Annotated in this window: 26 protein-coding genes; 12 read left to right on the plus strand and 14 right to left on the minus strand. The window is 70.7% G+C overall.

Annotation, left to right across the window (positions count from 1 at the left end; all coding sequences use genetic code 11):
• Nucleotides 1-76: 76 nt before the first annotated feature.
• The 3 genes from OCS65_RS05920 to OCS65_RS05930 form a co-directional block, all read right to left on the minus strand.
• Nucleotides 77-1,912, minus strand: coding sequence for an acyl-CoA dehydrogenase (locus tag OCS65_RS05920; protein WP_006931656.1), 1,836 nt, complete (start codon nucleotides 1,910-1,912; stop codon nucleotides 77-79).
• A gap of 101 nt (nucleotides 1,913-2,013) precedes the next feature.
• Entirely contained in the window at nucleotides 2,014-2,622 is a 609-nt protein-coding gene (locus OCS65_RS05925) for a class I SAM-dependent methyltransferase (protein WP_029546031.1), read from the minus strand.
• A 30-nt stretch (nucleotides 2,623-2,652) separates the two neighbouring features.
• Nucleotides 2,653-3,789 (minus strand): DUF4185 domain-containing protein, encoded by a 1,137-nt coding sequence (locus tag OCS65_RS05930; protein ID WP_414602381.1) that lies wholly within the window; start codon nucleotides 3,787-3,789, stop codon nucleotides 2,653-2,655.
• Nucleotides 3,790-3,973: 184 nt separating this feature from the next.
• On the opposite strand from OCS65_RS05930, the gene OCS65_RS05935 reads away from it, so the two are divergent.
• Together OCS65_RS05935 and OCS65_RS05940 are read left to right on the plus strand one after the other, a co-directional pair.
• A complete protein-coding gene (locus OCS65_RS05935; protein WP_006931650.1) occupies nucleotides 3,974-4,993 on the plus strand; it encodes a beta-ketoacyl-ACP synthase III in 1,020 nt (339 codons plus the stop codon).
• Entirely contained in the window at nucleotides 4,993-5,724 is a 732-nt protein-coding gene (locus tag OCS65_RS05940) for an HNH endonuclease family protein (protein ID WP_006931648.1), read from the plus strand. The genes OCS65_RS05935 and OCS65_RS05940 overlap by 1 nt, the downstream gene beginning before the upstream one ends.
• A 10-nt stretch (nucleotides 5,725-5,734) precedes the next feature.
• Here OCS65_RS05940 and OCS65_RS05945 read toward each other — a convergent pair whose 3' ends face one another.
• Entirely contained in the window at nucleotides 5,735-6,709 is a 975-nt protein-coding gene (locus OCS65_RS05945; protein WP_029546026.1) for an HAAS signaling domain-containing protein, read from the minus strand.
• Nucleotides 6,710-6,840: 131 nt separating this feature from the next.
• On the opposite strand from OCS65_RS05945, the gene OCS65_RS05950 reads away from it, so the two are divergent.
• Complete coding sequence (locus tag OCS65_RS05950) at nucleotides 6,841-8,958, plus strand: thiamine pyrophosphate-dependent enzyme (protein WP_029546024.1); 2,118 nt, start codon at nucleotides 6,841-6,843, stop codon at nucleotides 8,956-8,958.
• A 243-nt stretch (nucleotides 8,959-9,201) separates the two neighbouring features.
• The gene (locus tag OCS65_RS05955) at nucleotides 9,202-10,419 is read left to right on the plus strand and encodes an NAD(P)/FAD-dependent oxidoreductase (protein ID WP_029546022.1); all 1,218 of its coding nucleotides are present in this window, start codon (nucleotides 9,202-9,204) and stop codon (nucleotides 10,417-10,419) included.
• Between the two features lies 1 nt (nucleotide 10,420).
• Here the strand turns inward: OCS65_RS05955 and OCS65_RS05960 are convergent, their stop codons facing one another.
• Complete coding sequence (locus OCS65_RS05960; protein ID WP_029546020.1) at nucleotides 10,421-11,770, minus strand: cytochrome P450; 1,350 nt, start codon at nucleotides 11,768-11,770, stop codon at nucleotides 10,421-10,423.
• Nucleotides 11,771-11,862: 92 nt separating this feature from the next.
• Here OCS65_RS05960 and OCS65_RS05965 point away from each other — a divergent pair, with 92 nt between their 5' ends.
• Nucleotides 11,863-12,480, plus strand: coding sequence for a TetR/AcrR family transcriptional regulator (locus OCS65_RS05965; protein WP_029546018.1), 618 nt, complete (start codon nucleotides 11,863-11,865; stop codon nucleotides 12,478-12,480).
• On the opposite strand, the gene OCS65_RS05970 is transcribed toward OCS65_RS05965, so the two are convergent.
• Both OCS65_RS05970 and OCS65_RS05975 read right to left on the minus strand, forming a co-directional pair.
• Complete coding sequence (locus OCS65_RS05970; protein ID WP_029546015.1) at nucleotides 12,464-13,528, minus strand: TerC family protein; 1,065 nt, start codon at nucleotides 13,526-13,528, stop codon at nucleotides 12,464-12,466. The two genes, OCS65_RS05965 and OCS65_RS05970, sit on opposite strands and share 17 nt — an antisense overlap.
• Before the next feature lie 162 nt (nucleotides 13,529-13,690).
• Entirely contained in the window at nucleotides 13,691-14,038 is a 348-nt protein-coding gene (locus OCS65_RS05975) for a VOC family protein (RefSeq protein ID WP_029546013.1), read from the minus strand.
• Nucleotides 14,039-14,198: 160 nt separating this feature from the next.
• Here OCS65_RS05975 and OCS65_RS05980 point away from each other — a divergent pair, with 160 nt between their 5' ends.
• The 3 genes from OCS65_RS05980 (at nucleotide 14,199) to OCS65_RS05990 (ending at nucleotide 16,321) form a co-directional block, all read left to right on the plus strand.
• Nucleotides 14,199-14,519, plus strand: a complete 321-nt coding sequence (locus OCS65_RS05980; protein ID WP_029546012.1) for a helix-turn-helix transcriptional regulator — start codon at nucleotides 14,199-14,201, stop codon at nucleotides 14,517-14,519.
• A 76-nt stretch (nucleotides 14,520-14,595) separates the two neighbouring features.
• Entirely contained in the window at nucleotides 14,596-15,516 is a 921-nt protein-coding gene (locus OCS65_RS05985) for an alpha/beta fold hydrolase (RefSeq protein ID WP_037201162.1), read from the plus strand.
• A gap of 100 nt (nucleotides 15,517-15,616) precedes the next feature.
• Nucleotides 15,617-16,321 (plus strand): hypothetical protein, encoded by a 705-nt coding sequence (locus OCS65_RS05990; RefSeq protein ID WP_202917635.1) that lies wholly within the window; start codon nucleotides 15,617-15,619, stop codon nucleotides 16,319-16,321.
• 13 nt (nucleotides 16,322-16,334) lie between these two features.
• Here OCS65_RS05990 and OCS65_RS05995 read toward each other — a convergent pair whose 3' ends face one another.
• Entirely contained in the window at nucleotides 16,335-16,658 is a 324-nt protein-coding gene (locus OCS65_RS05995; protein WP_006931622.1) for a hypothetical protein, read from the minus strand.
• Nucleotides 16,659-16,753: 95 nt separating this feature from the next.
• Between OCS65_RS05995 and OCS65_RS06000 the strand changes: the two genes are divergently transcribed.
• On the plus strand, nucleotides 16,754-18,364 hold the full coding sequence (locus OCS65_RS06000; RefSeq protein ID WP_037201160.1) for a hypothetical protein: 1,611 nt from the start codon (nucleotides 16,754-16,756) through the stop codon (nucleotides 18,362-18,364).
• Here OCS65_RS06000 and OCS65_RS06005 read toward each other — a convergent pair whose 3' ends face one another.
• From OCS65_RS06005 to OCS65_RS06025, 5 genes are all read right to left on the minus strand, one after another.
• Nucleotides 18,365-18,679: an ANTAR domain-containing protein gene (locus OCS65_RS06005; protein ID WP_029546005.1), complete on the minus strand. Its 315-nt coding sequence runs from the start codon at nucleotides 18,677-18,679 to the stop codon at nucleotides 18,365-18,367.
• 250 nt (nucleotides 18,680-18,929) lie between these two features.
• A complete protein-coding gene (locus OCS65_RS06010) occupies nucleotides 18,930-19,601 on the minus strand; it encodes a dienelactone hydrolase family protein (protein ID WP_029546002.1) in 672 nt (223 codons plus the stop codon).
• A 10-nt stretch (nucleotides 19,602-19,611) separates the two neighbouring features.
• Nucleotides 19,612-19,953: a hypothetical protein gene (locus tag OCS65_RS06015; protein WP_230304533.1), complete on the minus strand. Its 342-nt coding sequence runs from the start codon at nucleotides 19,951-19,953 to the stop codon at nucleotides 19,612-19,614.
• A 112-nt stretch (nucleotides 19,954-20,065) separates the two neighbouring features.
• Nucleotides 20,066-20,812, minus strand: coding sequence for a pentapeptide repeat-containing protein (locus OCS65_RS06020; RefSeq protein WP_006931611.1), 747 nt, complete (start codon nucleotides 20,810-20,812; stop codon nucleotides 20,066-20,068).
• Between the two features lie 124 nt (nucleotides 20,813-20,936).
• Nucleotides 20,937-21,572, minus strand: a complete 636-nt coding sequence (locus OCS65_RS06025; protein ID WP_029545998.1) for a TIGR03086 family metal-binding protein — start codon at nucleotides 21,570-21,572, stop codon at nucleotides 20,937-20,939.
• Nucleotides 21,573-22,011: 439 nt separating this feature from the next.
• Here OCS65_RS06025 and OCS65_RS06030 point away from each other — a divergent pair, with 439 nt between their 5' ends.
• Both OCS65_RS06030 and OCS65_RS06035 read left to right on the plus strand, forming a co-directional pair.
• Nucleotides 22,012-22,326 carry a helix-turn-helix domain-containing protein gene (locus OCS65_RS06030; RefSeq protein ID WP_029545995.1) on the plus strand — a complete coding sequence of 105 codons (315 nt, stop codon included), beginning with the start codon at nucleotides 22,012-22,014 and terminating at the stop codon, nucleotides 22,324-22,326.
• Between the two features lie 368 nt (nucleotides 22,327-22,694).
• A complete protein-coding gene (locus OCS65_RS06035; protein ID WP_029545993.1) occupies nucleotides 22,695-23,633 on the plus strand; it encodes a ScbA/BarX family gamma-butyrolactone biosynthesis protein in 939 nt (312 codons plus the stop codon).
• 14 nt (nucleotides 23,634-23,647) lie between these two features.
• On the opposite strand, the gene OCS65_RS06040 is transcribed toward OCS65_RS06035, so the two are convergent.
• A complete protein-coding gene (locus OCS65_RS06040) occupies nucleotides 23,648-24,289 on the minus strand; it encodes a ScbR family autoregulator-binding transcription factor (RefSeq protein ID WP_006931603.1) in 642 nt (213 codons plus the stop codon).
• Nucleotides 24,290-24,384: 95 nt separating this feature from the next.
• Here OCS65_RS06040 and OCS65_RS06045 point away from each other — a divergent pair, with 95 nt between their 5' ends.
• Nucleotides 24,385-25,302 (plus strand): NAD-dependent epimerase/dehydratase family protein, encoded by a 918-nt coding sequence (locus OCS65_RS06045; RefSeq protein ID WP_051359213.1) that lies wholly within the window; start codon nucleotides 24,385-24,387, stop codon nucleotides 25,300-25,302.
• The last annotated feature ends 61 nt before the right edge of the window (nucleotides 25,303-25,363 follow it).

Genomic DNA, 25,363 nt, shown 5'->3' on the forward strand with positions numbered 1-25,363 from the left:
GTTCAGCTCCTCAGCGGTAGCGGACGATACATTCGCTCACCTGCCACGGCCACCTGCCACGGCCACCTGCCACGGCTCAGAAGGCCGCTTCGTCGAGCTCCATGATGTCGAGGTCGACGTTCGCGACGATGCCGCGCACGGCGGTCAGCTCGGGCAGGACGTTCTTGGCGAAGAAGCCGGCGATGGCGACCTTGCCTTCGTAGAACGCCTTGTCCTTGGCGTCCGGGCCGGCGTCGAGGGCCGCGAGGGCGATCTCGGCCTGCTCGAGCAGGCGCCAGCCGATGAGCAGGTCACCGAAGGCGAGCAGGAACCGCACCGAGCCCAGACCCACCTTGTACAGCTCGGTCGGCTGTTCCTGGGCGCCCATGAGGAAGCCGGTCAGGGTGGCGGTCATGGCCTGGACGTCCTCGAGGGCCGTGGCGAGCAGGGCCCGCTCGGACTTGAGGCGCTCGTCGGCGCTGTCGGAGGCGAGGAACTTCTGGATCTGGCCGGTGAGGTGGGCGAGGGCGACGCCGCGGTCGCGGGCGATCTTGCGGAAGAAGAAGTCCTGCGCCTGGATGGCGGTGGTGCCCTCGTAGAGGGAGTCGATCTTCGCGTCGCGGATGTACTGCTCGATCGGGTAGTCCTGCAGGAAGCCGGAGCCGCCGAGGGTCTGCAGCGAGTCGGTCAGGTACTGGTAGGCGCGCTCGGAGCCGACGCCCTTGACGATGGGCAGCAGCAGGTCGTTGACGCGGTGCGCCAGCTCGTGGTCGGCGCCGGAGATCTGCTCGGCGACGACGTCGTCCTGGTGGGCGGCGGTGTAGAGGTAGACCGCGCGCAGACCCTCGGCGTAGGCCTTCTGCATGGCCAGGGCGCGCCGCACGTCCGGGTGGTGGGTGATGGTGACCCGGGGGGCGGTCTTGTCGGTCATCTGGGTCAGATCGGCGCCCTGGACGCGTTCCTTGGCGTAGGCCAGGGCGTTGAGGTAGCCGGTGGAGAGGGTCGCGATGGCCTTGGTGCCCACCATCATGCGGGCGTGCTCGATGACGTCGAACATCTGGGCGATGCCGTTGTGGACCTCGCCGACGAGCCAGCCCTGGGCGGGCACGCCGTGGCCGCCGAAGGTGACCTCGCAGGTGGCGGACGCCTTCAGGCCCATCTTGTGCTCGACGTTGGTGACGAACACACCGTTGCGCTCGCCCATCTCGTTCTTCTCGAAGTCGAAGTGGAACTTCGGGACGAAGAACAGCGACAGGCCCTTGGTGCCGGGGCCGGCGCCCTCGGGGCGTGCGAGGACTAGGTGGAAGATGTTTTCGAACAGATCGTCGGAGTCGGCGGAGGTGATGAACCGCTTGACGCCCTCGATGTGCCAGGAGCCGTCGTCCTGCTTGATCGCCTTGGTGCGGCCGGCGCCGACGTCGGAACCGGCATCGGGCTCGGTCAGGACCATGGTGGCGCCCCAGCCGCGTTCGACGATGGTCGCGGCCCACTTCTTCTGCTCGTCGGTGCCGTTGGCGTGGAGCACGCCGGCGAAGGACGGACCGGCGGCGTACATGAAGGCGGCCGGCTGGGCGCCGAGCATCATCTCGTTGACGGCCCAGCTCAGGGCGCGCGGCGCCGGCGTTCCGCCGATCTCCTCCTCGAGGCCCATGGACCAGTAGCCGGCCTCGTACCAGGAGTTGAACGCCTTCTTGAAGCCTTCGGGCAGCGAGACCGAGTGGGTCTCGGGATCGAAGACCGGGGGGGTGCGGTCGGTTTCGGCGAACGACTCCGCCGCGGGGCCCTCGGTGAGGGTCTTCACCTCGGACAGAATGCCACGAGAGGTCTCCTCGTCGAGGTCACCGAACTTCCCGGCCTCGAGGAGCGTCTGAATCTTCAGCACCTCGAAGAGGTTGAACTCCAGATCCCGGAGGTTGCTCTTGTAATGGCCCATGTCTGCGCTACTCCCAGTGAGATGGTGCGGTCAAGCAGTGTTCGAGTACCGCCCAAGTTATTACTCGTCGGTAACATCCGCCTATGTTACCCGCCGGGCAACTAACTGCCAAGGGTCGGTTTGCGTGCCACGACCAGTGCGTCGATCGCCATTCCTGCGTCCGTTTCCCGCATTCTCCGCTCGGCGGTCCGGATATCCAGACGGTCGTGCATTTCCTCGGCGAGATCCGTTGGTGTGTAGAGGATCTCGGGATCGCGAGGACCTCCGACGCCCTCGGTGGGATTGGTCGAATCGTGCCCCAGAAATATGAGGATTCCGTCAGGTTTCAGGGCCGCGATCACATTGTCGATCAATGCTCGTCGCTGTGGCGGAGGGAAATGGAGATAGGCGGAGAGGACGAGATCATATTCGGCGTCGAAGGTGACCTCGGTCACGTCGGCGCACGCGTACGTCAGGCGCTCACGCACCCGTCGCGGCGCCTGCGCAGCGATCGCCCGGGCCTTGTCCACCGCCACCCGGGAGAAGTCGACGCCGGTCACCTCCCAGCCGCGCGTGGCCAGCCAGAGCGAGTGCCGGCCCTCGCCGCACCCCAGATCCAGTGCCCGGCCGTGCGGCAGCGACGTCGCGAACTCGACGATCACCGGGTTCGGCGGCGATCCCCACACCGTCTCGCTCTCCGCATACCGCGCATCCCACTCCTGTGCGTCCATGGACGCACGGTAGCCCGGACGCCGCGCCGGTCAGGGGTGGAGCGTGGTACGCAGCAGCAGCACGTTGTAGTTCTGGTGCACGGTCGTGAGGAAGTACAGGTCCGGACCCGACGACCACGGGTGGATGTACGCGCCGTACGCCGTCGGCAGCTCCCGGGTGTCGACGACGACCTCCGGCGCGCTCCACGGGCCGGTGGGCGACGGGGCGCGGCGCAGCACCACGGAGTTGTGGCCGTCGGTGGTCAGCAGCACGAACTGCCCGAGGTAGTCGTTCCACTGCACCGACAGCTCGGCCGCGCCGCCCGCCATCACCGGGCGGGCCGCATTCACGTCGCGCACCCACGCGCCGCCGTCCCAGTACTCGTACGCCGCGAGATCGAGCATCTGCAGTTCCGGCACGCGCGCCAGGTGCACCAGGCCGCCGCGGCCGGGCGGCGTTCCGTACTGATAGACGAACCCGCCGTGCCGGACGAAGGCGCCCATCTGAAAGTTCCGGTTCCCGCCGACGCTCGGCCGCTCGGTCTGCGGCGCCACCGTCCAGTTCTCCCCGTTGTCGTGGGAGAAGGCCAGCCCCGAGAAGTTGGTCTCCCACGAGCCGGCCTGCCCCCAGTTCTTCACCGACATCAAGCTCAGGAACTGGGTGTCGCCGACGGCGATCCCTGCGGTGGGGATCCGGCTGATCTCCACGAACGGGATCTTCGGGCTCGGTACGAGTTCCTTCGCCTGACCGAAGAAGTCACGGGCCGCGCTGTCGAACGTCATTCCGTCCGTGAGGTTGCGGTCCGAGCTGCGGAACAGCGCGCTGCTGCGCCAGGCCCAGATGCTGCCCGAGAGAAGGTTGGGCAGCCCGAGGCCCGCCGTGTCGCCGAACGCGGTCAGCACCTGGCCGCGGCCGTTGTCCCACATGACGCCGAGGTCGGTGCCGAGCACGTTCATGTCCTGCGTGCGGTTGGTGCTGAGCATCCCGGTCTGCTGCGCCACCACCTGGGTGCGGCCGCGCAGCTCCGGCAGGCCGTTGACCCCGTTGAGTCCCGGGATGGGATTGATCGCGTTCGGGTTCGCCGCCACAGTGCCCGCGAACGGAACCACCGTCACGGCGGCACAGGTCAGCGCAAGGACTCCGAGGCGGGCGGAAGCACGTCGGTAACCCCCATTACGTGTGTGCACGGCCACAGACGGTAACAGGAGGTGGCAGTAGTCACACGCGGTCCCGGGCCCGTCGGCGTGTCCCGGCGGCCCGCGCGCAAGGGCCGTGGCCGACGGGTCGGCTCCGCTACGATTCGCGCGCGCGTTACCGTGTCAGGAACGCGATGCACTGACAGCCAGTGCACGAAGAAGAGGAGTTCGCCTGATGGGTGCACAGATCGCCGGTCCCGCCCCGCTGCGGAACACCGCACTGCTCGGGCTGGGCGTGCACCGCCCCGAGCGGATCGTGACCAACCACGAGATCTGTCAGCAGATCGACTCGAGCGACGAGTGGATCCAGTCCCGTTCCGGCATCAAGGAGCGGCGCTTCGCGGAGGACACCGGCGAGACCGTCCTCGACATGGCGATCTCCGCGGGCCGCAAGGCGCTCGAGGCCGCCGGCATCACCGGCGACCGGCTCGGCGCCGTCATCGTGGCGACCTCGACCTACCCGTACCAGACCCCGCAGTCCGCCGCGCTGGTCGCCGACGCCCTCGGCACCGGCGGCGCCGCCGCCCTCGACATCTCCGCAGGCTGCGCCGGCTTCTGCTACGCCCTCGGCGTCGCCTCCGACCTGGTGCGCGCGGGCACCGAGGACTACGCGCTCGTCATCGGCGTCGAGCGGATGAGCGACACCACCGAGCCCACCGATCGCTCGGTGCGGTTCATCTTCGGCGACGGCGCCGGCGCCGTGGTCGTCGGCCCGTCCGACGAGGTGGGCATCGGCCCCACCGTGTGGGGATCGGACGGCTCGCAGGCCGACGCCATCCGCCAGGAACCCGACTGGGTGAACTTCGCGAACAACCCCGATCAGAAGCGGCCCTGGATCATCATGGAGGGCACCGCGGTGTTCCGCTGGGCGGCCTTCGAGATGGGCAAGATCGCCCGGCAGATCGCCGACAAGGCCGGTGTCGAGCTCGCCGCCCTCGACGCGTTCGTCCCGCACCAGGCCAACCTGCGCATCAACGACGTCATCGTCCGCCAGCTCGACCTGCCGGAGACGGTCGCCGTCGCCGACGACATCATCGAGACGGGCAACACCTCCGCCGCCTCCATCCCCCTCGCGATGGAGAAGATGCTGCGCACCGGTCAGGTCCAGCCGGGTGGGCTCGGCCTGCTGCTCGCCTTCGGTGCCGGCCTGTCCTACGCGGGACAGGTCGTGAAGATGCCGCCGCTCGCGCAGTAGTGGCCGCGGCGAACTCCGCCGGCCGCCGGCGCTGGTTGTGGTTGCTCGCCTACGTGCTCGCCTTCGTCGCGTTCGTCGTCCTCCAGCAGACGTACGGCGGCGACGAGGCGGGTCCCGGCGGGTCCACGTCGGCGCCCGCGCCGGCCCCGTCGTCGGCCGCCGCCGCCGAGGCGGTCGAACTGCTGAAGAGCCTCGCCGTGCGGGAACCGGACCCGTCCGGCGGTTACGACCGCGCCCTGTTCGGGCCGGCATGGACCGACGACGTGACCGTCGCGGGCGGGCGCAACGGCTGCGACACGCGCAACGACGTCCTGAAGCGGGATCTCGTGAACATCAAGCTGGCGCCGGTGACGAAGGAGTGCACCGTCGAGGCGGGGACCCTGTACGACCCGTACACGGGGCGGGAGATCTACTTCCGGCGCGGCGTCGACACGTCGTCGGCGGTGCAGATCGATCACGTCGTCGCCCTGTCGGACGCGTGGCAGAAGGGTGCGCGGCTGCTCGATGCGCAGGCCCGCAAGAACCTCGCGAACGATCCCCGGAACCTGCAGGCCGTCGATGGGCCCACGAACCAGGGCAAGGGCGACAAGGACGCGGCGCAGTGGCTGCCCCCGAACTCGGAGTACCGCTGCACCTACGTCTCCCGGCAGATCGAGGTGAAGGCGGAGTACGGCCTGTGGATCACGCCGGACGAGAGGGACGCGATGGCCGGCGTCCTGGCCACCTGCTGACGGCCGGGCCTCAGGCGCGGCGGTGCGCGAGGTGCTTGCGGACCGCCGTCACCACCCCGACCGCCGAGGCGACGATCACCACGATGCACACGATGCCGACCGCCAGGTTCAGCTGAGCCGTCAGGTCGGAGCCCGTGCGCTCGCGCAGGTCGGAAAGGAACTGCGGCGAGAAGTACGGCCGGTGCACGAGCACGGCCGTGGCCACCGCGACGGCGAGCAGATCGGAGACCACCGACAGCGCGGTGACGGCCGTCGTCCAGCTGCGCACGACCAGCGCCACGCTCGCCGAGACCACCCACAGCGCCGCGACGGCCATCATCGCCGGCACCAGCCGGTCGGTGAAGCTGGGGTCGAGGGCTTCGTACCCGGCACCGAAGAACGACGGCGCGAGCGACGGGGACAGGCTCGCCACCCCGATCAGCACGACCACCGCGAACACCAGTTCCGCGACCGCCTCGCCGACGGGGATCTCCCGGCCGTGCGGCACCGCCGGGAGGTCGTCCGGGTCCCACCGGCCGAGGTCCGTGCCGGCGGGCGCGGTGCGCTCGAGCACCGCGAAGACGACGGTCACCCAGAACGCGGCGTACACACCGCCGGTCAGGGCCGCGTCGATCGCGTCCCACACGACGTCGGCGGTGTCGAGGGGCGCGGCCGCGGGAGCGGTGGCCTCGGTCAGGGCGCCGAGCAGGGTCAGTCCGCCGAGCACCGCCGCCACGACCCCGACGACGGGCCACAGCACCCGTAGGTAGGTGTCGTAGAGCCGGGGACCGATCAGGTGCCGCGGGGCGCCCCGGTAGGTGCGGGCGAGATCCTCCGGGGAGCCGAGGCCGGCGAGCACCTCACGCACGTCGCGGTCGGCGGCGGCGTCGTCGATGCGCCGGCGCAGTTCGGCGGCCACGTCGTCGCGCCGGGACCGCGGCAGGTGGACGAGGACGGCGTGCAGGTACCGGTCGACGAGTTCCCCGTCGGTGAGGCGGGTGGACATCTCGGTGTTCCTTCCGTTCGGTCCCGGCCTGCATGTGCGGCCGGGCGGGGCGACCCGCGCCGACCGGGACCGGGCGGTACTGTGCCGGTACACAGTATTGGGCAGGACCTGCGAGGGTGTGGGGAAGCGCGATGACGGCCGAGCCGCTCGACGAGTACTTCACCGCCACCGTCCGCGGCTGGAGCGCCGGCCGTGCCGTGGCCGGACAGGTACCGGACGAGCTGGTGCTGCGCTGTTTCGACGCCCAACTGCAGTCCCGTCACCTCGACTTCGCGGCCCGGGAGATGCAGCGGCGCGGTGCCGGGTTCTACACCATCGGCTCGGCCGGGCACGAGGCGAACGCCGCCCTGGGCCTGCTGTCCCGGGTCACCGATCCGGCACTGCTGCACTACCGGTCGGGGGCCTTCTATGCCGCGCGGGCGGCCCGGGTGCCGGGCACGACGCCGGTGCGGGACGTGCTCGCCGGCTGCACCGCCTCGACGCTGGACCCGATCTCCGGCGGCCGGCACAAGGTGTTCGGCAACGCCGAGTTGAACATTCTCCCGCAGACCTCGACGATCGCCTCCCATCTGCCGCGCGCGGTGGGGACGGCGTTCGCCCTCGCCCGCGCGGCCCGGCTGGGCCTGCAGTGCCCGTGGCCCGCGGACTCGGTGGTGCTGTGCAGCTTCGGGGACGCCTCGGCGAACCATTCCACCGCGGTCGGGGCGCTCAACGCGGCCGCCTACTGCGCGTACCGGGGGCTGCCGCTGCCGCTGCTGTTCGTGTGCGAGGACAACGGGTTCGGCATCAGCGTCCGGACGCCGGAGGGCTGGGCGGAACGCACCCTCTCGTCGTATCCGGGGGTGAGCTACCGCGCGGCCGACGGCGCGGACCCGGTCGGCGTGCTCACCGCCGTCGCGGACCTGCTCGTCGCCGTCCGCACCTCCCGCGCACCGGCCGTGCTGCACCTGAAGACGGTGCGGTTCCTCGGCCACGCCGGCTCCGACGCCGAGACCGCGTACCGCACCCGCGAGGAGATCGCCGCCGACTACGTCCGGGATCCGTTGCTGGCCACCGCGCGTACTCTGGTCGACCGCGGAACACTTTCCTCCGCAAGGATTCTCGAACGATACGAGGAGATGCGTTCCGTCGTCGCCGCCGAGATGGAGGCGCTCGCGACCGCCCCGCGGCTGGTATCGGCCGCCGAGGTGATGCGGCCGCTGCACGCGCACGGTCGCCGGCGGGTTCCGGACGAGCCGGGGCTCCCGTCGCCGGAGCCCCGCACGCTCGCCCAGGCGGTGAACGCCGCGCTCACAGGGATTCTCGAGGCGATACCGGAGTCGTTCGTGTTCGGTGAGGACGTGGCGGACAAGGGCGGGGTGTACGGGCTCACGCGCGGTCTGCTCCGCCGATTCGGGCCGCACCGCGTCTTCGACACGATCCTGGACGAGCAGACGATCCTCGGTACGGCACTGGGTTTCGCGGTGGCGGGCCTGCTGCCGATTCCGGAGATCCAATACCTGGCCTACCTGCACAACGCCGAGGACCAGTTGCGCGGCGAGGCGGCGAGTCTGATGTTCTTCTCCGACGGCCGCTTCCGCAACCCGATGGTGGTGCGCATCGCCGGCCTCGCCTACCAGCGCGGCTTCGGTGGGCACTTCCACAACGACAACTCCGTCGCGGTGCTGCGCGACATTCCCGGTCTGGTGCTCGCGGTGCCGAGCCGTCCGTCGGTTGCGGGGGCGCTGCTGCGCAGCTGCGTGCACCTCGCGCGCAGTGAGGGCCGGGTGTGCGTGTTCCTCGAGCCGATCGCGCTGTACCACGAGCGCGACCTGTACGACGAGGGCGACGGGCTGTGGCAGGAGCCGCCCGATTCCGTTGCGGTACAGCCGGGCTCGGTGCGGGTATACGGTACGGGCGACGACGTGCTCATCGTGACGTTCGGCAACGGCGTCCGGATGAGCCTGCGCGCGGCCCGTCGGCTGTCGGCGCGCGGCGTGGAGGCCGCCGTGCTGGACCTGCAGTGGCTGGCGCCGCTGCCGCTGGCGGAACTGCTGGCGTGCGCGCAGTCCTTCCCGCGCGTGCTGGTGGTGGACGAGACGCGGCGCAGCGGCGGGGTGTCGGAGGCGGTGGTCACCGCACTGGTGGACGCGGGCTACCGGGGCCGGATCTCGCGGGTCACCAGCCGCGACAGTTTCGTGCCGCTCGGCCCGGCGGCGGCCGAGGTGCTGCTGTCCGAGGACGACGTCGTCAGCGCGGCGACGGAGTAGAGGCGCGGTCGCGGTCGTCTCCTGGTCGCCGCCGTCGCGCAGCTCGACGGCCTCGCGCCCCGCCCGGCAGGGACGAAGGTCCCGGGAAGCGGGGACCTTCACCGGGCAGGAATACCCGGAGGGGTACTTGAAGAGTCCCGGGCCCGGGTCTACAGTCGTCGTTGAATACCCCACCGGGTATCAAGGGGCGTGGAGGCCCAGCCCGCGTCCGCGCCTGCGTCACGGACGGAAAGGACTGTTCACATGTCGCTCCATTCAGGCAACGGTGCCGCGCGACATCGAGTACTCGTCGTCGGAGGTGGCACGGCCGGAATCGCGACCGCTGCGCGCCTGCGCCGGGCCGGCGTCACCGACATCGCGGTGATCGAGCCCTCCGACGAGCACTGGTACCAGCCCCTGTGGACGCTCGTCGGCGGCGGACAGGCGTCGCTGGACGAGACCCGCCGAGCCGAGGAGAAGCTGATCCCCAAGGGCGTCCGGTGGATCCGGGCCGCCGCGACCGCCGTCGACCCCGGCGCGCAGACCGTCACGACCGACCGCGGGACCGTCGTCGGCTACGACTACCTTGTGCTGGCCACCGGCCTGCAACTCGACTGGGACGGCGTGCCGGGCCTCGCCGAGGCCGTCGGGCACGGTGCCGTCTCGAGCAACTACTCCTCGCAGTACGCCCCCTACACGTGGGAGCTGATCCGGAACATGCGCTCCGGCACGGCGATCTTCACCCAGCCCGCCGGCCCCATCAAGTGCGCCGGCGCGCCGCAGAAGATCGCCTACATCGCCTCCGACTACTGGCGGCGGCAGGGCCTGCTGGACGGGATCCGCGTCATGCTCGTCCTGCCCGGCGACTCGATGTTCGGCATCCCGTCCTGGCGACAGACCCTCGAGGGGGTCGCCGCGAAGTACGGCATCGAGGTGCGCCTGAGCTCGGAGATGACCGCGCTCGACGGATCGTCGCGCAAGGCGACGATCGTGAACAACGCCACCGGCACCGAGGAAGTCGTCGGGTTCGACATGCTCCACGCCGTGCCCCCGCAGCGCGCGCCCGGCTGGGTCGCGGCGAGCCCGCTCGCCAACCCGGCGAGTCCCTTCGGCTACGTCGAGGTCGACAAGCACACGCTCCAGCACCGCCGGTATCCCAACGTGTTCGCACTCGGTGACGTCGCGGACCTGCCGACGTCGAAGACCGGCGCGGCGGTCCGCAAGCAGGCGCCCGTCCTCGTCGCCAACCTGGTCGCCGAGATGCGCGGCGTCGGCAAGCGCAAGAGCTACGACGGGTACTCGTCCTGCCCGTTCGTCACCGCCCGGGACAGGATGATGCTCGCGGAGTTCGACTACGAGCTCAACCCGTCTCCGAGCATCCCGGTCATCGACACCACCAAGGATCGCCGCGACATGTGGCTGCTCAAGCGCTACGGCCTGCCGGCCATGTACTGGCACGGGATGGTCAAGGGCCGCGTCTGAGTCACCGGAGGCGGCGCAGCGCGATCGGTTGCCCGTCCGACGGGTACGGAAGTGATGTGAAGTTCAGCGGCGCAACGTAATCGGACGGAACGTGCCACCGGTACCCGAGCAGCAGGTGGTGCAGCACCGTCTTGATCTCGGCGCCGGAGAAGTACATGCCCAGGCAGCGGTGCTCTCCGGCGCCGAACGGCGTCCACGCGAACTTGTGCACGCGGTCCTCGCGTCGTTCCGGTGCGAAGCGACCGGGATCGAACTTCTCCGGTTCCGGCCACAACTCGGGCATGTGGTGGCTGTAGTGCAGCCCGACGTTGATCAGGGTGCCGCGCGGCACGAAGTGGCCCAGGATCTCGGTGTCGGCGGTGGTGTACCGGACGATGCCGGGTACCGGGGTCACGATCCGCTGGCACTCCTTGATCACCAGGTCCAGGCTCGTGAGCGATTCGAGGTCCGCCAGAGTCGGGGTCGTCGTACCGAGTGCCTGCGACTCCTCCCGGCACAGTTGCTGCCACTGGGGGAACTGGCCGAGGTACTGCAGTACGGTGGACAGCGTGATGGTCGAGGTGTCGTGCGCAGCCATCATCAGGAAGATCATGTGGTTGACGACGTCCTCGTCCGAGAATCGCTCGCCGTCCTCGGATTCCACGTGACACAGCGCGGTGAACAGGTCGTCGCCGTCGCCGGCGCGACGGGCCGGCAGGTAACGCCGGAAGAACTCCTCGAGCCGGCGGCGGCCCACCACGCCACGGCGCCAGCGGGTTCCGGGCAGGGGATAGCGCACGATCGCCGTGGCCGCCTGCACGCACCCGATGAACGCCTTGTTCACCTCGGCCATCTCGGTGGCCGACGATCCCTCGGCACCGCCCATGAAGATCGACGTGGCGAGCCCGAGGGTGAGGTCCTTCAGTGCCGGGTAGGCGCGGAAATCCTCGCTCGGTGTCCACGAGTCGAGGGCCTGTGCGATCGCGGGCTGCATCGAGTCCGTGTAGCGGGCCAGGCGGTCCCGGGTGAAGGCCTGCTGCATGATCCGGCGGTGCGTGCGGTGCTCGTCGCCGTCGAGCAGCATCAGGCCGCGGTCGAAGAACGGGCCGATGAGGGTCCGCCAGCCCGGACCGTTCGCGAGGGCCCGGTCGCGGTTCTGCAGCGCGGCGCCGCAGGCGTCGGGTCCGAGCAGCACCACCCAGGGCCGGCCCGCGAACCGGAACCAGGACACCGGCCCGTGTTCGCGGTATCGCCGGTCGTAGGCCCTCAGCGGGTTGCGCATGTAGTCGAGGGCGTACCCGACGTAGGGCAGGCCGGCGTCCCCGGGTACCGCGGTCAGGCCGGGCGGGGAGGGCGCGAGCACTTTCGTCATGAGGTCTCCGATTCGTCGGACCGTATCTGACATGAAGCTCTGTCAATTGACAGTAGCGTGGATCACAGGCGGCGATCTGTCAAGATTCGACTATGGGCAGGCCCAGTCGTCAGTACCGCGGAAAGAGCGCCGAGCAGCGCACCGCCGACCGCCGTGAGCAGTTGCTCGCGGCCGGCCTGACGGTGTTCGGCCGCGAGGGCGGTGACCGTGCCACCATGACCGCGATCTGCCAGGAGGCCGGGCTCACCGAGCGGTACTTCTACGAGAGCTTCTCCGGCCGGGACGAGCTGCTCGTGTGCGTCGTCGAGCGGATCGCCGACGAGATCCGCGAGCGCGCGCTGACGGCACTCGCCGAATCCGAGCGCGGCCCCGAGGAGCGGGCCCGCGCCGCCATCGCCGCGTTCGTCGCGGTCCTCACCGACGATCCGCGCAAGGGCCGGGTCGCCGTCGTCGAGTCCGCGGCCGCCGAGCCCTTGCGCACCCGTCGCCGGGAACTGCTGCGCCAGTTCGCGGACCTCGTCGCGATCGAATCCCGCGAGCTGTGGGGCGACCGCGCGCTGCAGCCGCCCCACGACCAGATCGCCGCGCTGCTGTTCGTCGGGGGCCTCGCCGAGCTCATGACCGCGTGGCTCGGCGGCGAGATCGACGTGACCCCCGATCAGATCGTGGAGGCGGCGACTCGCCAGTACACGTTCACCGCCCACCGCTGAGGCTGTCGTCGCGCTCGGGCCGCGCCGCGCGGCGCTGGCTGCCCGGCAGCCGCCACACGGGTTCGAGCGCCGCGGTCTCCTCGGCTGTGGCCACCCGGAACGGCGGGGTCGCGGGCGCCGCGAGGCTGCGACGGCCCTGGCCGCGCGTGGCGCGCAGGCTGGCGACGATCGACACGGTCAGGATCGTGGCGACGACGGCGAGCGAGATCGGTGTCGGCACGTAGAACACGTCGATCTTCAGCAGCATCTTGACGCCGACCCACATCAGCACCAGCGCCAGCCCGATCTTCAGGTACACGAAGCGGTGGATCAGGTCGGCGAGCAGGAAGTACATCGCTCGCAGGCCCAGCACCGCGAACGCGTTGGCGGTGAAGACGAGGAACGGCACGTCCGTGACCGCGAAGATCGCGGGGATCGAGTCGACCGCGAAGACGATGTCGGTGATCTCGATGAGCACCAGCACCGCGAGCAGGGGGGTGGCCAGCAGCGCACCACCGCGGCGGACGAGGAACTTCTGTCCGTGGTAGGCGTCGGTCATCGGTACGTGGCGGCGGAACAGCCGCAGCGCCCGGGACTTCTCGGGGTCGAGGTGCTCGTCGCGCTGCCGGATCATCCGGTAGCCGGTGTAGAGCAGGAACGCCGCGAACAGGTAGAGGATCCAGCCGAAGCTCGCGATGAGGACCGAGCCCGCCGCGATGAACAGACCCCGGAACACCAGGGCGCCGAGCACACCGAGGAACAGGACCCGGTGCTGGTACTCACGCGGCACGGCGAAGTACGTCAGGATGATCGCCCAGACGAAGACGTTGTCGACGGCGAGCGACTTCTCGATCAGGTAGCCGGAGAAGTACTGCTGGCCGAACTCCGAGCCGTACTGCCACCAGATCAGCGCGCCGAATCCGACGCCGGTGCCGACCCAGAACAGCGACCAGCCTGCGGCCTCGCGCACGCCGATCACGTGCGCGCGGCGGTGCGCGAACAGATCCACCGCCAGCATCGCCACGATCGCGGCGAGTACCGCCGCCCACAACCACAACGGAACGGTCATCGGGACCACCTCTCAGCCTCGAAACGGCCGAAAGTCTTTCCCGGCTCGAACCGAGCCCGCTCCGCCGGGGGGCCGGCGGACGGCCCCCGAGTTGACGACGAAGCGCGGAGGGATACTCCCTTTCGCGAACTGTAATTAGTGAATAATATTTCCGGTTAGCTGTCAAGGGATCGGGAGGTAGGGGCGGGTGAGCAGCTCGATCGCGTGACCGGCCGGGTCCTTGAAATAGACCCCGCGCCCGCCGTGCCCCGTGTTCGTTTCGCCGGGGCGGCGCATCTGCGGATCGGCCCAGTGCTCGATGCCGGCGTCGCACAGCCGCCGATACGCCCGGTCGAAGAGGTCGTCGTCGACCATGAACGCGTAGTGCTGCATCTGGATCTCCACCGGGGGCTCGGCGAACTGCAGCAGTACGCCGTCGTCGAGCTGGATGTTGGTGAACGGGCCCCAGGACGGTGCTTCCGACAGTTCCAGCAGTTCACGGAAGAACCGCGCCGACTCGTTGCGGTCCACGCTCAGACCTCCACCGGGTCGCCGATCCGTGAGTGGCGTAGTGCCGGCCCGGTGTTCACCCGGCGAACCCTACCCGGGGCCGCCCGGGCGCACCAGGGATGCGGCCGCGGCCCGAGCGCGAAGCGCGATACCGGAAACCGCGGTGCCCTATGGTGTGCGGGTGACCTCCTCCGCCCGCCCCGGAACGCCGCCCGCCGGCGACGAGGACCGTGCCCGGGGCTGGACGTTCCTGACCAACCACGCGCACGTACTGCTGTGTGTCGCCGGAGGCGGACAGCCCACCGTCCGCGAACTCGCGCAGCGGATCGGGATCACCGAGCGGTCCGTGCAGACGATCCTCGCCGACCTGGTCGACGGCGGCTACCTGACCCGCACCCGCGCGGGCCGCCGCAACCTGTACTCGGTGAATCCGGCCGGGCGGCTCCGTCATCCGCTCGAATCCGCACACACCGTCGGCGAGCTGATCGACGCGCTGCGCTGAGCGCGGGGCCCGTCGCCGGGGATGCCCGGCCCGCGCTGTCACGGACACCTGCGTCGTGTGACCGCAGCCACGTGGCATGCTGGCGCCCATGATCGACGTCGAACGTCCCAAGCTGGAAGGTTCCGTCGCGGTCGGGGGCGGCCGCCGGATCGGCTTCGCCGAGTTCGGATCGGCCCAGGGCCGGGCGGTGTTCTGGCTGCACGGCACCCCCGGGGCGCGTCGGCAGATCCCCGTCGAGGCACGCAGCTACGCCGAGCGCGAGCACGTACGGCTCATCGGCCTCGACCGCCCCGGCATCGGCTCGTCGAGTCCGCACCGCTACGAGAACGTCCTCGCCTTCGCGGACGACCTGCGCATCGTCGCGGACACTCTCGGCGTGGACCGGATGGCGGTCGTCGGACTCTCCGGCGGCGGCCCCTACACCCTCGCCGCGGCGCATGCGATGCCCGAGCGGGTCGTGGCCGCCGCGGTGCTCGGGGGCGTTGCGCCCGTCGTCGGGCCCGACGCGATCAGCGGCGGCCTGATGCGGTTGGGCACAATGGTCGCGCCGCTGCTCACCGTCTGGGGTGTCCCCATCGGCATGGGCGTGACGTCGATGATCCGGGTCGTGCGGCCGTTCGCGTCGCCGCTCATCGACATGTACGGGTGGCTCTCGCCCGAGGCCGACCGGCAGTTACTGGCCCGCCCCGAGTTCAAGGCGATGTTCCTCGACGATCTGCTCAACGGCAGCCGCAAGCAGATGGCCGCGCCCTTCGCCGATATCGTGGCGTTCGCCCGGGACTGGGGTTTCCGTCTCGAGGACGTCAAGGTGCCGGTCCGGTGGTGGCACGGCGACACGGACCACATCGTCCCCATGGAACACGGCCTGCATGTGGTGGGCCGGCTGCCCGACGCCCAGTTCCACCACCTGCCCGGCGAGAGCCACCTCGGCGGCCTGGGCGTGTCCGAGGACATCCTCTCGACCATCCTGCGGATCTGGGACGACGCCGACCGCTGACTCCGCGGTGGCCGAATGTCACACAGGTTCGATCACATTGAACGCGTGTCACATTCGGCCGAGGCGGGGCGCACGGCGCCGGAGAGGGCATGATGTCCGGATGGACACCGGCGTCGAAGCGGACGGGTGGGCCACCCGCTGGGTGGAGCCGCTCGCCGACCTCGCCGCCGGCACGACGACCGCCCTGGTCCCGGACGTGATCGTCACCGCGCTCGCTCTGGGCCTGACGCACCGATACGTCGGACGCACCGTCGCGACGGACGTGCACGGCGTGCCGGTGCGGGCGACGGTGCGGTCGGTGCAGGTGCGCCGTCGCCGCGCGCACCTGCAGTCCCGGGTCGAGCTCGCGGCGGTCGACTGGGGCGGGCGCCGGGTGGACGAGGTGACCGTGGTGGCGCACGGGGTGCGTGTCGTCCCCGGGCTCCGCACCCGGCTCAGCGCACACCGCCTCGACGTGCACGGCACCAGCGGCGTCGGCACCGTGCTCGACTGGCTCAACTCCCTCGGCCACGCCTGGGTTCTCGCCCTCGACCGCGACGGATCGATCCGCGCGACGCATCGCCGCCGCCGGCTCACCGCGCTCGTCGACGCCACCGTCACGGACGGCGTGGCCCGGATCGAGCTGGGCGACGCCCGCTGCTACGGCGTGCCGGTGCCGGGACGGCTGCTCCCACCACGCGACGTCGCGCTGCCACCCCTGCCCGGCGGTGCCGGGAGCGTCTGCGCCGCGCGCGAGGGTCACCTCGTCCGGTTCGCGATGCAGGTGCCGGCCGTGTCGTACGCGTTCGACCCGCTCGGCGCGTGAGGGTCCGGGGGGCTCACAGCCACCGGCGCGGCGGCTTCTTCACCCACATGATCTTCTCGTCCGCGGCGGTGGGGGCGGCTGCGGGATGGCCGGGATGCTGCGCGGCCCACGCCGACTTCTCGGTGAGCAGCCGCGCGACGAGCGCCCACGTCTCCATCGTGCGCGGCGGGTGCGCTCCGGCGGCCCGGGCCAGCTTCCGGCGCACGTCGTCGCTCAGGGCCAGCAGCTCGTCCGCGGTGATGCCGCGATTCCAGGCGAACCGGGCGAGGACGAGCGCCTTCTCCCGCCGATTGCGGGCTGCCTCGTCGGTGTGCGCGAAGTCCTCGTCGGTAGCCATGCCCTACAGAATTGGTCGCCGGCCGGGTCGTTGACAACCCACCGCGCGCGGCTCACGCTCGGAGCAGGCGCACGCGCGGCCCGGGGGAGGACGAAATGCCGGTGACTCCGATGGATCTCCCGGACGGCACACCCGCGGACGTGCGGGTGCGCGCGGCGTCCGCCCCCCGGGTGCCGGTGTCGGATCCGGCGCTCGGCCGCGACGTGCGGGTCGACACCAAGGGGGTGCCCCCGCACCGGCTCGTCGCGATCGGCGACTCGGTGCTGCAGGGGTTCCAGAGCGGCGCCGTCTTCCACACCGACGTCTCGGTCCCCGCGATCGTCGCCCACGAACTCGGCTGGCTCCGCCGGTTCCGCTACCCGCGCTACGGCGGTCCGGGCGGGTTGCCGCTCAACATCGAACTGCTCCTGCGCGATCTCGAGCGACGCTTCGGGCCGTCGGTGAACATGTGGGAGACCCCGCTCGCGCTGTTCGCCGTCCGCGCGTTCATGGACCAGGTGGAGGACTACTGGGAGCGCGGGCCCGGTCGGGAGCCGCCGCTGCCGGCGGCATACCAGCACAACCTGTCCTGTTTCGGCTGGGACCTGCGCGACGCCCTGAGCAAGACGGCCGCGACGTGCGAGGCGGCGATCGCCGCACCGAACGACGACCTGCTCGACCAGATCGTGCAGAACAACGGGGAGCGCGCCGCGTTGCAGGTGTATCCGCGCTGGAGCGACGGGGCGAAGGCGATGACGTTGTTCGACGCGGCCGCGGCGCTCGGCGACGACCACGACGACACGACCGAGTCCGGGATCGAGACGCTGGTGGTGTTCCTCGGCTCCAACAACGCGCTCGGCACGGTCACAGACCTGCGCATCGCATGGAGCGGTCCGGACTTTCGCGACCTCACCGCGAAGGACGCCTACACCATCTGGCGGCCCGAGCACTTCGCGGCCGAGTTCGCGGAGGTGGTCGAGCGGGTGGCGGCGATCCGGGCGCGGCACGTCGTGTGGTGCACGATTCCCCACGTCACCATCGCGCCGATCGCGAAGGGACTCGGACGCAAGATGGAACCGGGGTCGCCCTATTTCCCGTACTACACCCGGCCGTGGATCGAGGAGGCGCGGTTCGACCCGGCTCAGGACGAGCACATCACGGGTGCCGGCGCGTACGCGGTGGACGTCGCGATCGACCTGTACAACGACCGCATCGAGCAGGCGGTCGCCGACGCTCGTTCCGGGGTGCACGGCCCGGCCCGGGACTGGTATCTGCTGGACGTGGCCGGCCTGCTCGAGCGCCTCGCATCGCGGCGCTTCGTCACCGATGTCGGTGCCCGTCCGGCGTGGTGGACCCCGTACCCGCTCCCGTCCGCACTCGCCGCGCTCGACCCCGTGCCGGACTCGCGGTTCCTGACGGCCGACGGTCGTGGGGGCCGGGCCGCGGGCGGGCTGTTCTCCCTCGACGGCGTGCATCCGACGACGGTCGCGAACGGGATCCTCGCGCAGGAGCTGATCAACGTGATGCGCCGCGCCGGGGTGCAGTTCCACCACGGCAACGGCGGGGTGCGCCCGGATCCGGTGACCGTGGACTTCGAGCGGTTGATCCGCAGGGACACCCTGGTACGGACGCCGCCGGGGAACATCGACTCGACGCTCGGCATCCTCGCGTGGGCGGACGAGATCGGTGACCTCGTCCGGCGCACGCTGAGCATCCGCTTCCGGTGATCAGTTCTCGGCGGGGGCGGTCCTCCGGTCGAGCAGCGGGCCCCACAGTTCGGCCGCGACGGTGTGGGCGCGCCGGTGTCCGTGGACGGTACGTCGGAGTCCCCGGACGGTGCCGGGACCGGTGGCCAGGTCGGTGAGGGCTTCGCACAGGTCGACGATGTCGACGTGGAAGCGCATCGAGGCGTCGAGCAGTTCGTCGAACGCCTGGTCCTCGGTGTAGGAACGGCCCCTTGCGGAGCGGAGAAGAGCCTGCGCGGTGTCGAGTGCCGTCAGGCGTCGTACCGCGGGGATGTCACGGTGTGCTTCGATCGTCAATTGTCCGCCTCTGAGGTGTCGCCACTGGGCGTGTGTCAACTCGTTGTAGTGCGGGTACCCCGCCGGTTCGGCAGTTACCCGAGTTTGTGTCCTCCGTCACAGTACGAGGACTGTGCCGTCGTGTCCACCGTACCCGTGTTTGCCCAGCGCAGGCCGGTGAGTCGGTGCGGTGCCCCCGGGCGTTCCGTCTTCGATGTCCGAATTCCCCGGAGCGGCAGAGAGATCCGACGCCGTGTATGTTGCGCGCCGGTCAGGCCGGAGGCGCCGGGCGGTGATCGAGGAACCAGTCCCGCGCTTGCTGTGCCACGACCTCGAGCGTGCCGGGTTCCTCGAACAGGTGCGTCGCCCCGCGCACGATCCGCAGTTCGTGTTCGCACCGCATGGCCGCGGCGGCCTGCCGGTTCAGTTCGATCACCATGCGATCCAGGCCGCCGACCAGCATGAGCGTGGGGGCGCGGACCCGGCCGAGCCGGGGCATCGCCAGATCGGGTCGCCCGCCGCGGGAGACGACGGCGGCGATCTCCCGGTCCGGATCGGCGGCGGCCCACAGCGCCGCGGCGGCGCCGGTGCTGGCCCCGAAGTAGCCGATCCACTCGGCTTCCGCGCGGACGAGATCGGTCACCTCGCCGAGCCGGCTCGCGAGCAGTTCGATGTCGAAGACGAGGGCGCGGTCGCCCTCCTCGCCGGCGGTCAGCAGGTCGAACAGCAACGTGCCCAGGCCGGCGGCGTTCAGTTCCCCGGCGACGTACCGGTTACGCGGGCTGAACCGGCTGCTGCCGCTGCCGTGCACGAAGATCACCAGGCCGTCCGATCCGGCGGGGACGGTCAGGGTGCCGGCCAGGCTCACGTCGCGAAGCTCGAGCTCGACGTCCCGGCCGCCGGAATCGACGCCGCGGTCGCGCCGGCTGTCGGCGGTGCTCATCGGGTCCGGCTCAGGCCAGGGTGACGGTGCGGGTGTGCGAGCGGACCGCGGCCTGCAGGTCCTGGCGCGAGAGGGTGTGCGGACCGCACGCGCAGCGCGCGGGCACGTCGTCGTCCTCGAACTGGGTCGCCTCGAGGGTGTCGACGAACTCGGACCCGAGGGATCCGCCGTGGTGCGCGGTCTCGGACCGGTCGCGATTGCCGTGCGCCGTCGGACCACCGCCGGCGACGAGCACCGGCCCCTCCGGGGTGCGGTAGACGGTGGCGACGTTGTGGCTGGCGGGGCACTTCACGCGTACGAGGGCGTGGTCGCTGCGCTGGCTGCCCAACGAATCCACGGCAGCACGAGCCATCCGGCGGCGGTCTGTGGGAAGGAGGTCGGGGATGTTCATGGGACCTATTGCACACCCGATCGCGGCCGGATCGAGGGCTTTCGCGAGCAACGGGCCCGATTCGCCCGTTGCGCTACCAGTGCTCGGGTGTGGCCACTGTGGCGGGCAGCCGGGTACGTGCGTCGCCCCGGGCGGAATCGACCTGTGACTGGACGAGGAACAGGCATCCGGTGAGGTCGGCGCCGCGCAGGTCGGCGTCCCTCAGGTCGGCGCCGATGAGGTCGGCCCGGCGCAGGTCCGCCTCGCGCAGGTCCGCGGCGACGAGGAGGGCGCCGCGCAGGTTCGCACCGTGCAGGTCGGCGCGCCGGAGCTTCGCGCCGAGCAGGTCCGCGCCGCGGCGGTTCTTCCTCCGGCCGGGCACGGCGGCCCGGGCGAGTTCGCTCGCGCGCAACAGCAGGGCATTGATCTCCTGCCGGTGCGCCGCGACGTCGAGTCCGGCGAGGGCGTCGGCGTCGCCGCGGGTCAGCCGGTCGGTCGCGGCACGCGCACCGCGCAGGTCCGCGCGGAGCGGCCCGGAGGTGGGCAGGGACACCGCCTCGTCGAGATACCAGAGCAGCTCGTGCAGTTGGCGCACGACGGGAAAGACGTCGAACATCCGCCGGGCGGTCTGCGGCGCGCGACGCCAGTCCGCGCCGCCGAACGTGACCTGTGAGACCTTCTGGCCGGCGCCGAAACAGTCGTAGACGGTGCACCCGGTGAACCCCTTGCGCCGCAGGTCCCGGTGGATGCCGCAGCGGAAGTCGTCCCGCAGGTTCGGGCAGGGCCGGCCCGCCTCCTTGTCGATCGCGAAATCGGTCGATGCGGCGAAAGGCAGAGCCACACAACACAAACCGAAGCAACTGCCGCAGTCGGCCAGAAGGTCCGGACGGGGAGGGCGGCGGTCCGTCTCGGACAAGGCTCACGTTCCTTTCGGTGGGCGGGGCGCAGCCGGTGGCCGGCCGAGCCTAGCCCGGCCCGCCCTCCGGGGCCCGCGGTGGGCGGCCCGAGGGGCCGGGCGGTGGCCGCCACGACGGGTCACGCCCGCTGAGTCCGATCAGACGATCGAGGTCCGGGGCGTCGTCGGGAACCGCGACCGCCGGCCCGAAGAGCCCGCCGGCCGCGCGTTCCTCGTCGGTGGTCGCGGCGACGAACGACAGGCACGCGGCCAGCGCGGCGGGATCGCAGGAGAACCTCCGGCCGCTGGCGGTGGCGATGTCCCAGCCGTGGATCACGAGTTCGTCGAGCGCCACGATCCCCGCGACGTGACCGGGCAGATCGATGCCGCCGGCCTGGGTGGTTCCGGTCCATGCGCCGGGATCGCGCCACGCCTCGGCGAGGGCGAGGACCTGCCCGGGGATCCTGGTGCGCCAGTCGTCGCCGAGCCGGGACGCGTCGGCGGACGGTCCCTGCCCGGTGTGGTCGCCGACGGCTTTCCCGGCGGCGGCGGTGAATGCCAGGGACAGCCCGCCCACGTGATCCACCAGGTCCCCGATGGTGGTGCCCGCGCACGGGGTGGGACGGGCGAGTTGTTCGTGCGTGAGCGCGCCGACGAGCCGTGCCATCTCGTGGGCGGCCGGTGCCAGGTCGAGGATCTCGGTCATGAGCGTTCCTTCCGGCGGCGGTGTGCTCATGGTGCCGCACCGGTCCGACAGGTTCGGTCGGCCGTTCCGGACGTCTCGACGCGACGAGAAAATCTACAGTCGAAACAGTAGACTTTCGGCATCGAGGCCGATAACATCGAGGACGTCAACGCGAAGGATCCGGAAGAGGGGCAACCGACGGGTTGCCGGGGAAGTTGCAGAGGGGGCGGAGCCGCACTCGGTTCTGCGGCTCCGCCCCGACGACGCGACGGGCGGACTCTGTGGAGGCTGACCACGTCGCCACCGGAGAGCAGAGCGAGAGGCTGGTGATGCGTATCCCTCGGGATTGCGAACTCGTGTATGTCATTTCCTCGTGCCGGTCGAGGCCGGCACTGTCGTAACCGTCACGAACCCCGGCGCCCCATGTGCCGGGGTTCCCTCTCGTAGCAACGAAGGGCACGTGGATCCCACACCCGACCGCGCTCCCGCGGTCACCAACGAACTCGACAACGACGACTACCCCGCCTTCAGCATGGGTCGCGCCGCTGCGGCGCTCGGGGTCACTCCTGCCTTCCTCCGCAGTCTGGACGACACGGGCCTCGTGGTGCCGCACCGTTCCGGGGGCGGTCACCGCCGCTACTCCCGGAACCAGCTCCGGCTCGTCGCGCGGGTGCGGGAACTGGTCGACAGCGGCACCGCGGTGGACGCGGCGTGCCGGATCGTCTACCTCGAGGATCAGCTCGCCGAAGCGCGAAGTCGCATTCCGAGCAAGTGAGGCACCCGGGTTCGGGTGGCGGGATGTGAACGCAGACACGCCTCCGCGCCGCAGGGGCTACCCCTCGTATAGTCCCGGCGGCGCGGAGGTGCTGTGACCTCGGGCCTGCCGCGCGAACACCCCTCCGCGTGCTCGACGGCCGACCCTGTTCATTTGTTTCATTTGTTTCCCGACTGCCTGACACCTTACCATAAACCGGTCGATCGGTTTGTTGGATTCGAAGAATTCATCCGAGCGACCGACGGGGGACGAAAGCCGTTCCCGGCGTCCGATCCAGTCACTGGACACGGGCGTGCTCCGATTCGTCCGGGTCGTCTATAGTCCCTCGATAAAAGCAGTCCGGCCGGTTTGCAATGAAAGAAGCGACAATGACCGTGGATGCGGACGCAGTGCCCCGGAACAGTCCCGTCCTCGGTTTCGAGTCGACGGTGCCCAGGCGGTACGTCCACCGGCAATCGGTGTCGGAGGTGTTCCTGACGGACTGCACGTCCGCCGGCGCCGACCATCGATTCCTGCTCGGCGCGCAGTGGCCACGGCTGCACGGCTTCTACCGGACCGAAACCGGCCGATACGACACCATGCTGATCGCCGAGACCCTGCGCCAGACGGCGATCTACTTGGGGCACACGCAATATCGCGTTCCCCTCGGTCATCCGTTCGTCATGCAGACCCTGCGGGTGGACGCGGCGGTGCAGGCGCTCGCCATCGGTACCGGCGCCGCGGAGGTCGTCCTCGACGCCTGCCTGGAGGACCCGGTGTACCGCGGCGGGCTGCTGTCCCAGTTCGATCTGACGGTGGTGTTCGTCGTCGGCGGACGGCAGGTGGGCACCGGACAGGGAGTGGCGAACGTCCTCACCCCGGACGACTACCAGCGGCTGCGCTGGAACGGCACCGGCCCGCGCACGATCGGGGATCCCGTCTGCCCCCCGGCGATTCCCCCCGCCGTCGTCGGGCAGTCCCGGCCACTGGACGTCGTGCTCGGTCCGCAGTACGCCGAGAACCGCTGGCGCCTGCGGGTCGACGATCGTCATCCGGTCCTGTTCGACCACCCCAGCGATCACGTTCCCGGCATGCTCGTCCTCGAGGCGTTCCGGCAGAGCGCCCGCGCCGCATGCGGCCGCCCACACGCCGACGTCGACCTCATCGAGGCCGCCTACCACCGGTTCGTCGAACTGGACGAGCGGGCGAACGTGGTGGCGCGGATCGATCCGCACGATCCGTGGACCGTGCGGACCTCGGTCGAGCAGTGGGGCGAGGCGCTGGCGACCGGCACGGTGCGGCTCGCACCGGATCGGTCACGATGCTGACCGCCGCGTGGCGTTCAGTCGGCGGGCGGCGTCCAGCGGGCCCGACGGATCCGCGGGATCTCACCGTGGCGGTCTGCGGGCATTACGGCGGGCAGCAACAGGATCCACATCTCGTCGAGGCGCTGTTCGAGATCCTGCCGGTGGGTGAGGACGTTGGACACGAGCTGGACGCCGTTGTAGGCGGAGATCACGAACCGGGCCAGCATGGCCGCGTCGATCGTGTCGAGGATGTCGCCCTGGGCGATCGCCTGCTCGGTGAGCTTCTCGCAGGCGGCGATCCAGTCCAGGTACGGGCCGGTGGGACCGTCGGTGGCGCTGAGTTCGAGCGTCAGGCGGATGCCGGCCCGCACGATCGGCTCGTCGATCATCTGCCGCGCCATCTCGTGCGAGAGCATCACGATCTGCTCGAGTGCGGAAATGTCGAGGCCCGCGATGGCCTCGACCGCGGCGATCGAGATGCGATGCTGCTCCTCGATGACGACTTGGGCGAGTTCGTCCTTCGACCGGAAGTGGAAGTAGAGGGCGCCCTTGGTGATGCCCGAGCTCTCGACGATCGCGCCGAGGCTCGCGCCCTCGTAGCCCGACCGTTCGAAGTTCTCGGCCGCGCCGAGAACGATCTGCTGCCTGGTCGCCACCGCCCGCGCTTGCTGAGCCATCCGTCCTCACTCCGTTCCCACCCTGTGTTCCGACGAGGTGCATCGTGACGAACCCCATCGGGTTTCCCCCACCCGGCCGAATGGTACCCACAGTAATGGACCGCCGCCGCGACGAAGGTTCGTCGCAACCCCTGCGAATCGCGCTGATCGGCGCCACCGGCTTCGTCGGGGGCGCCGTGCTCGCGGCGCTCACGGCGTCCGGCGTGCCCTGCACGGCCGTCGCGCGACGGCCGGACGAGCTGCCCCCCGCCGCGACGCGGAGGGCCGCGGCGGACCTGACCGAACCGTCGTCCCTGGACGCCGTGGTCGCCGCCGCCGACGTGATCGTGCACGCCGCCTCCTACACCGGATCGGACCCGCAGACGTGCGACGCGGTGAACCGTGCCGGGACCGGGAACCTCCTGGCCGCGGCGGCCCGGCAGCACCGGCCGCACGTGATCTACGTCAGCACGATCGGGGTCTACGGTCCCGGCCCGCACCGCGGTGTCGACGAGGATGCCGTCGTGCCGAATCCGGTCTCGGTGCTCAGCGAGAGCCGGCTCGCGGCCGAACTGGCCGTGCGTGATTACGGCGGCACCGTGGTGCGGGCCGCCTTCGTCTACGGGCCCGGAGACCGCTGGTTCGTGCCCGGCATCGCGCAGATCCTCACTCGCCTCGGCGCCTGGGTCGAGGACGGCCGCCCCCTGCTGTCGGTGATCTCGGTCGGTGATCTCGGCCGCCTGATCGCGGCACTCGCGGTCCGCGGCACCCGCCCCGGCTCCGGCGGCGATGTCCTGCACGCCGCCCACCCGGATCCGGTGAGTGTGCGGGCCCTCGCGTCGGCCTTCGCCCGCGACGCCGGATTCGACCTGCCCCGCACCAGTCTCGGGTACGACGAGGCCGTGGCCGTCGCGCCGGAGCGGGGACTGACCGAGCGGCACATAGATCTCGCCGGCCACGACCACTACTACGACGCGGCGCGCATCTGGCGGGAGACCGGGCTGCGGGTGCCGCCCCCTGGCTTCGGTCCATAGGGGCCCTCCCGGCGCGCGGGCTCGGTCCCGTTCCCGGCCACCGGGAACGACCGGGGCGCCT

The organism is Rhodococcus aetherivorans (assembly GCF_025722975.1).
GTDB lineage: Bacteria > Actinomycetota > Actinomycetes > Mycobacteriales > Mycobacteriaceae > Rhodococcus > Rhodococcus aetherivorans.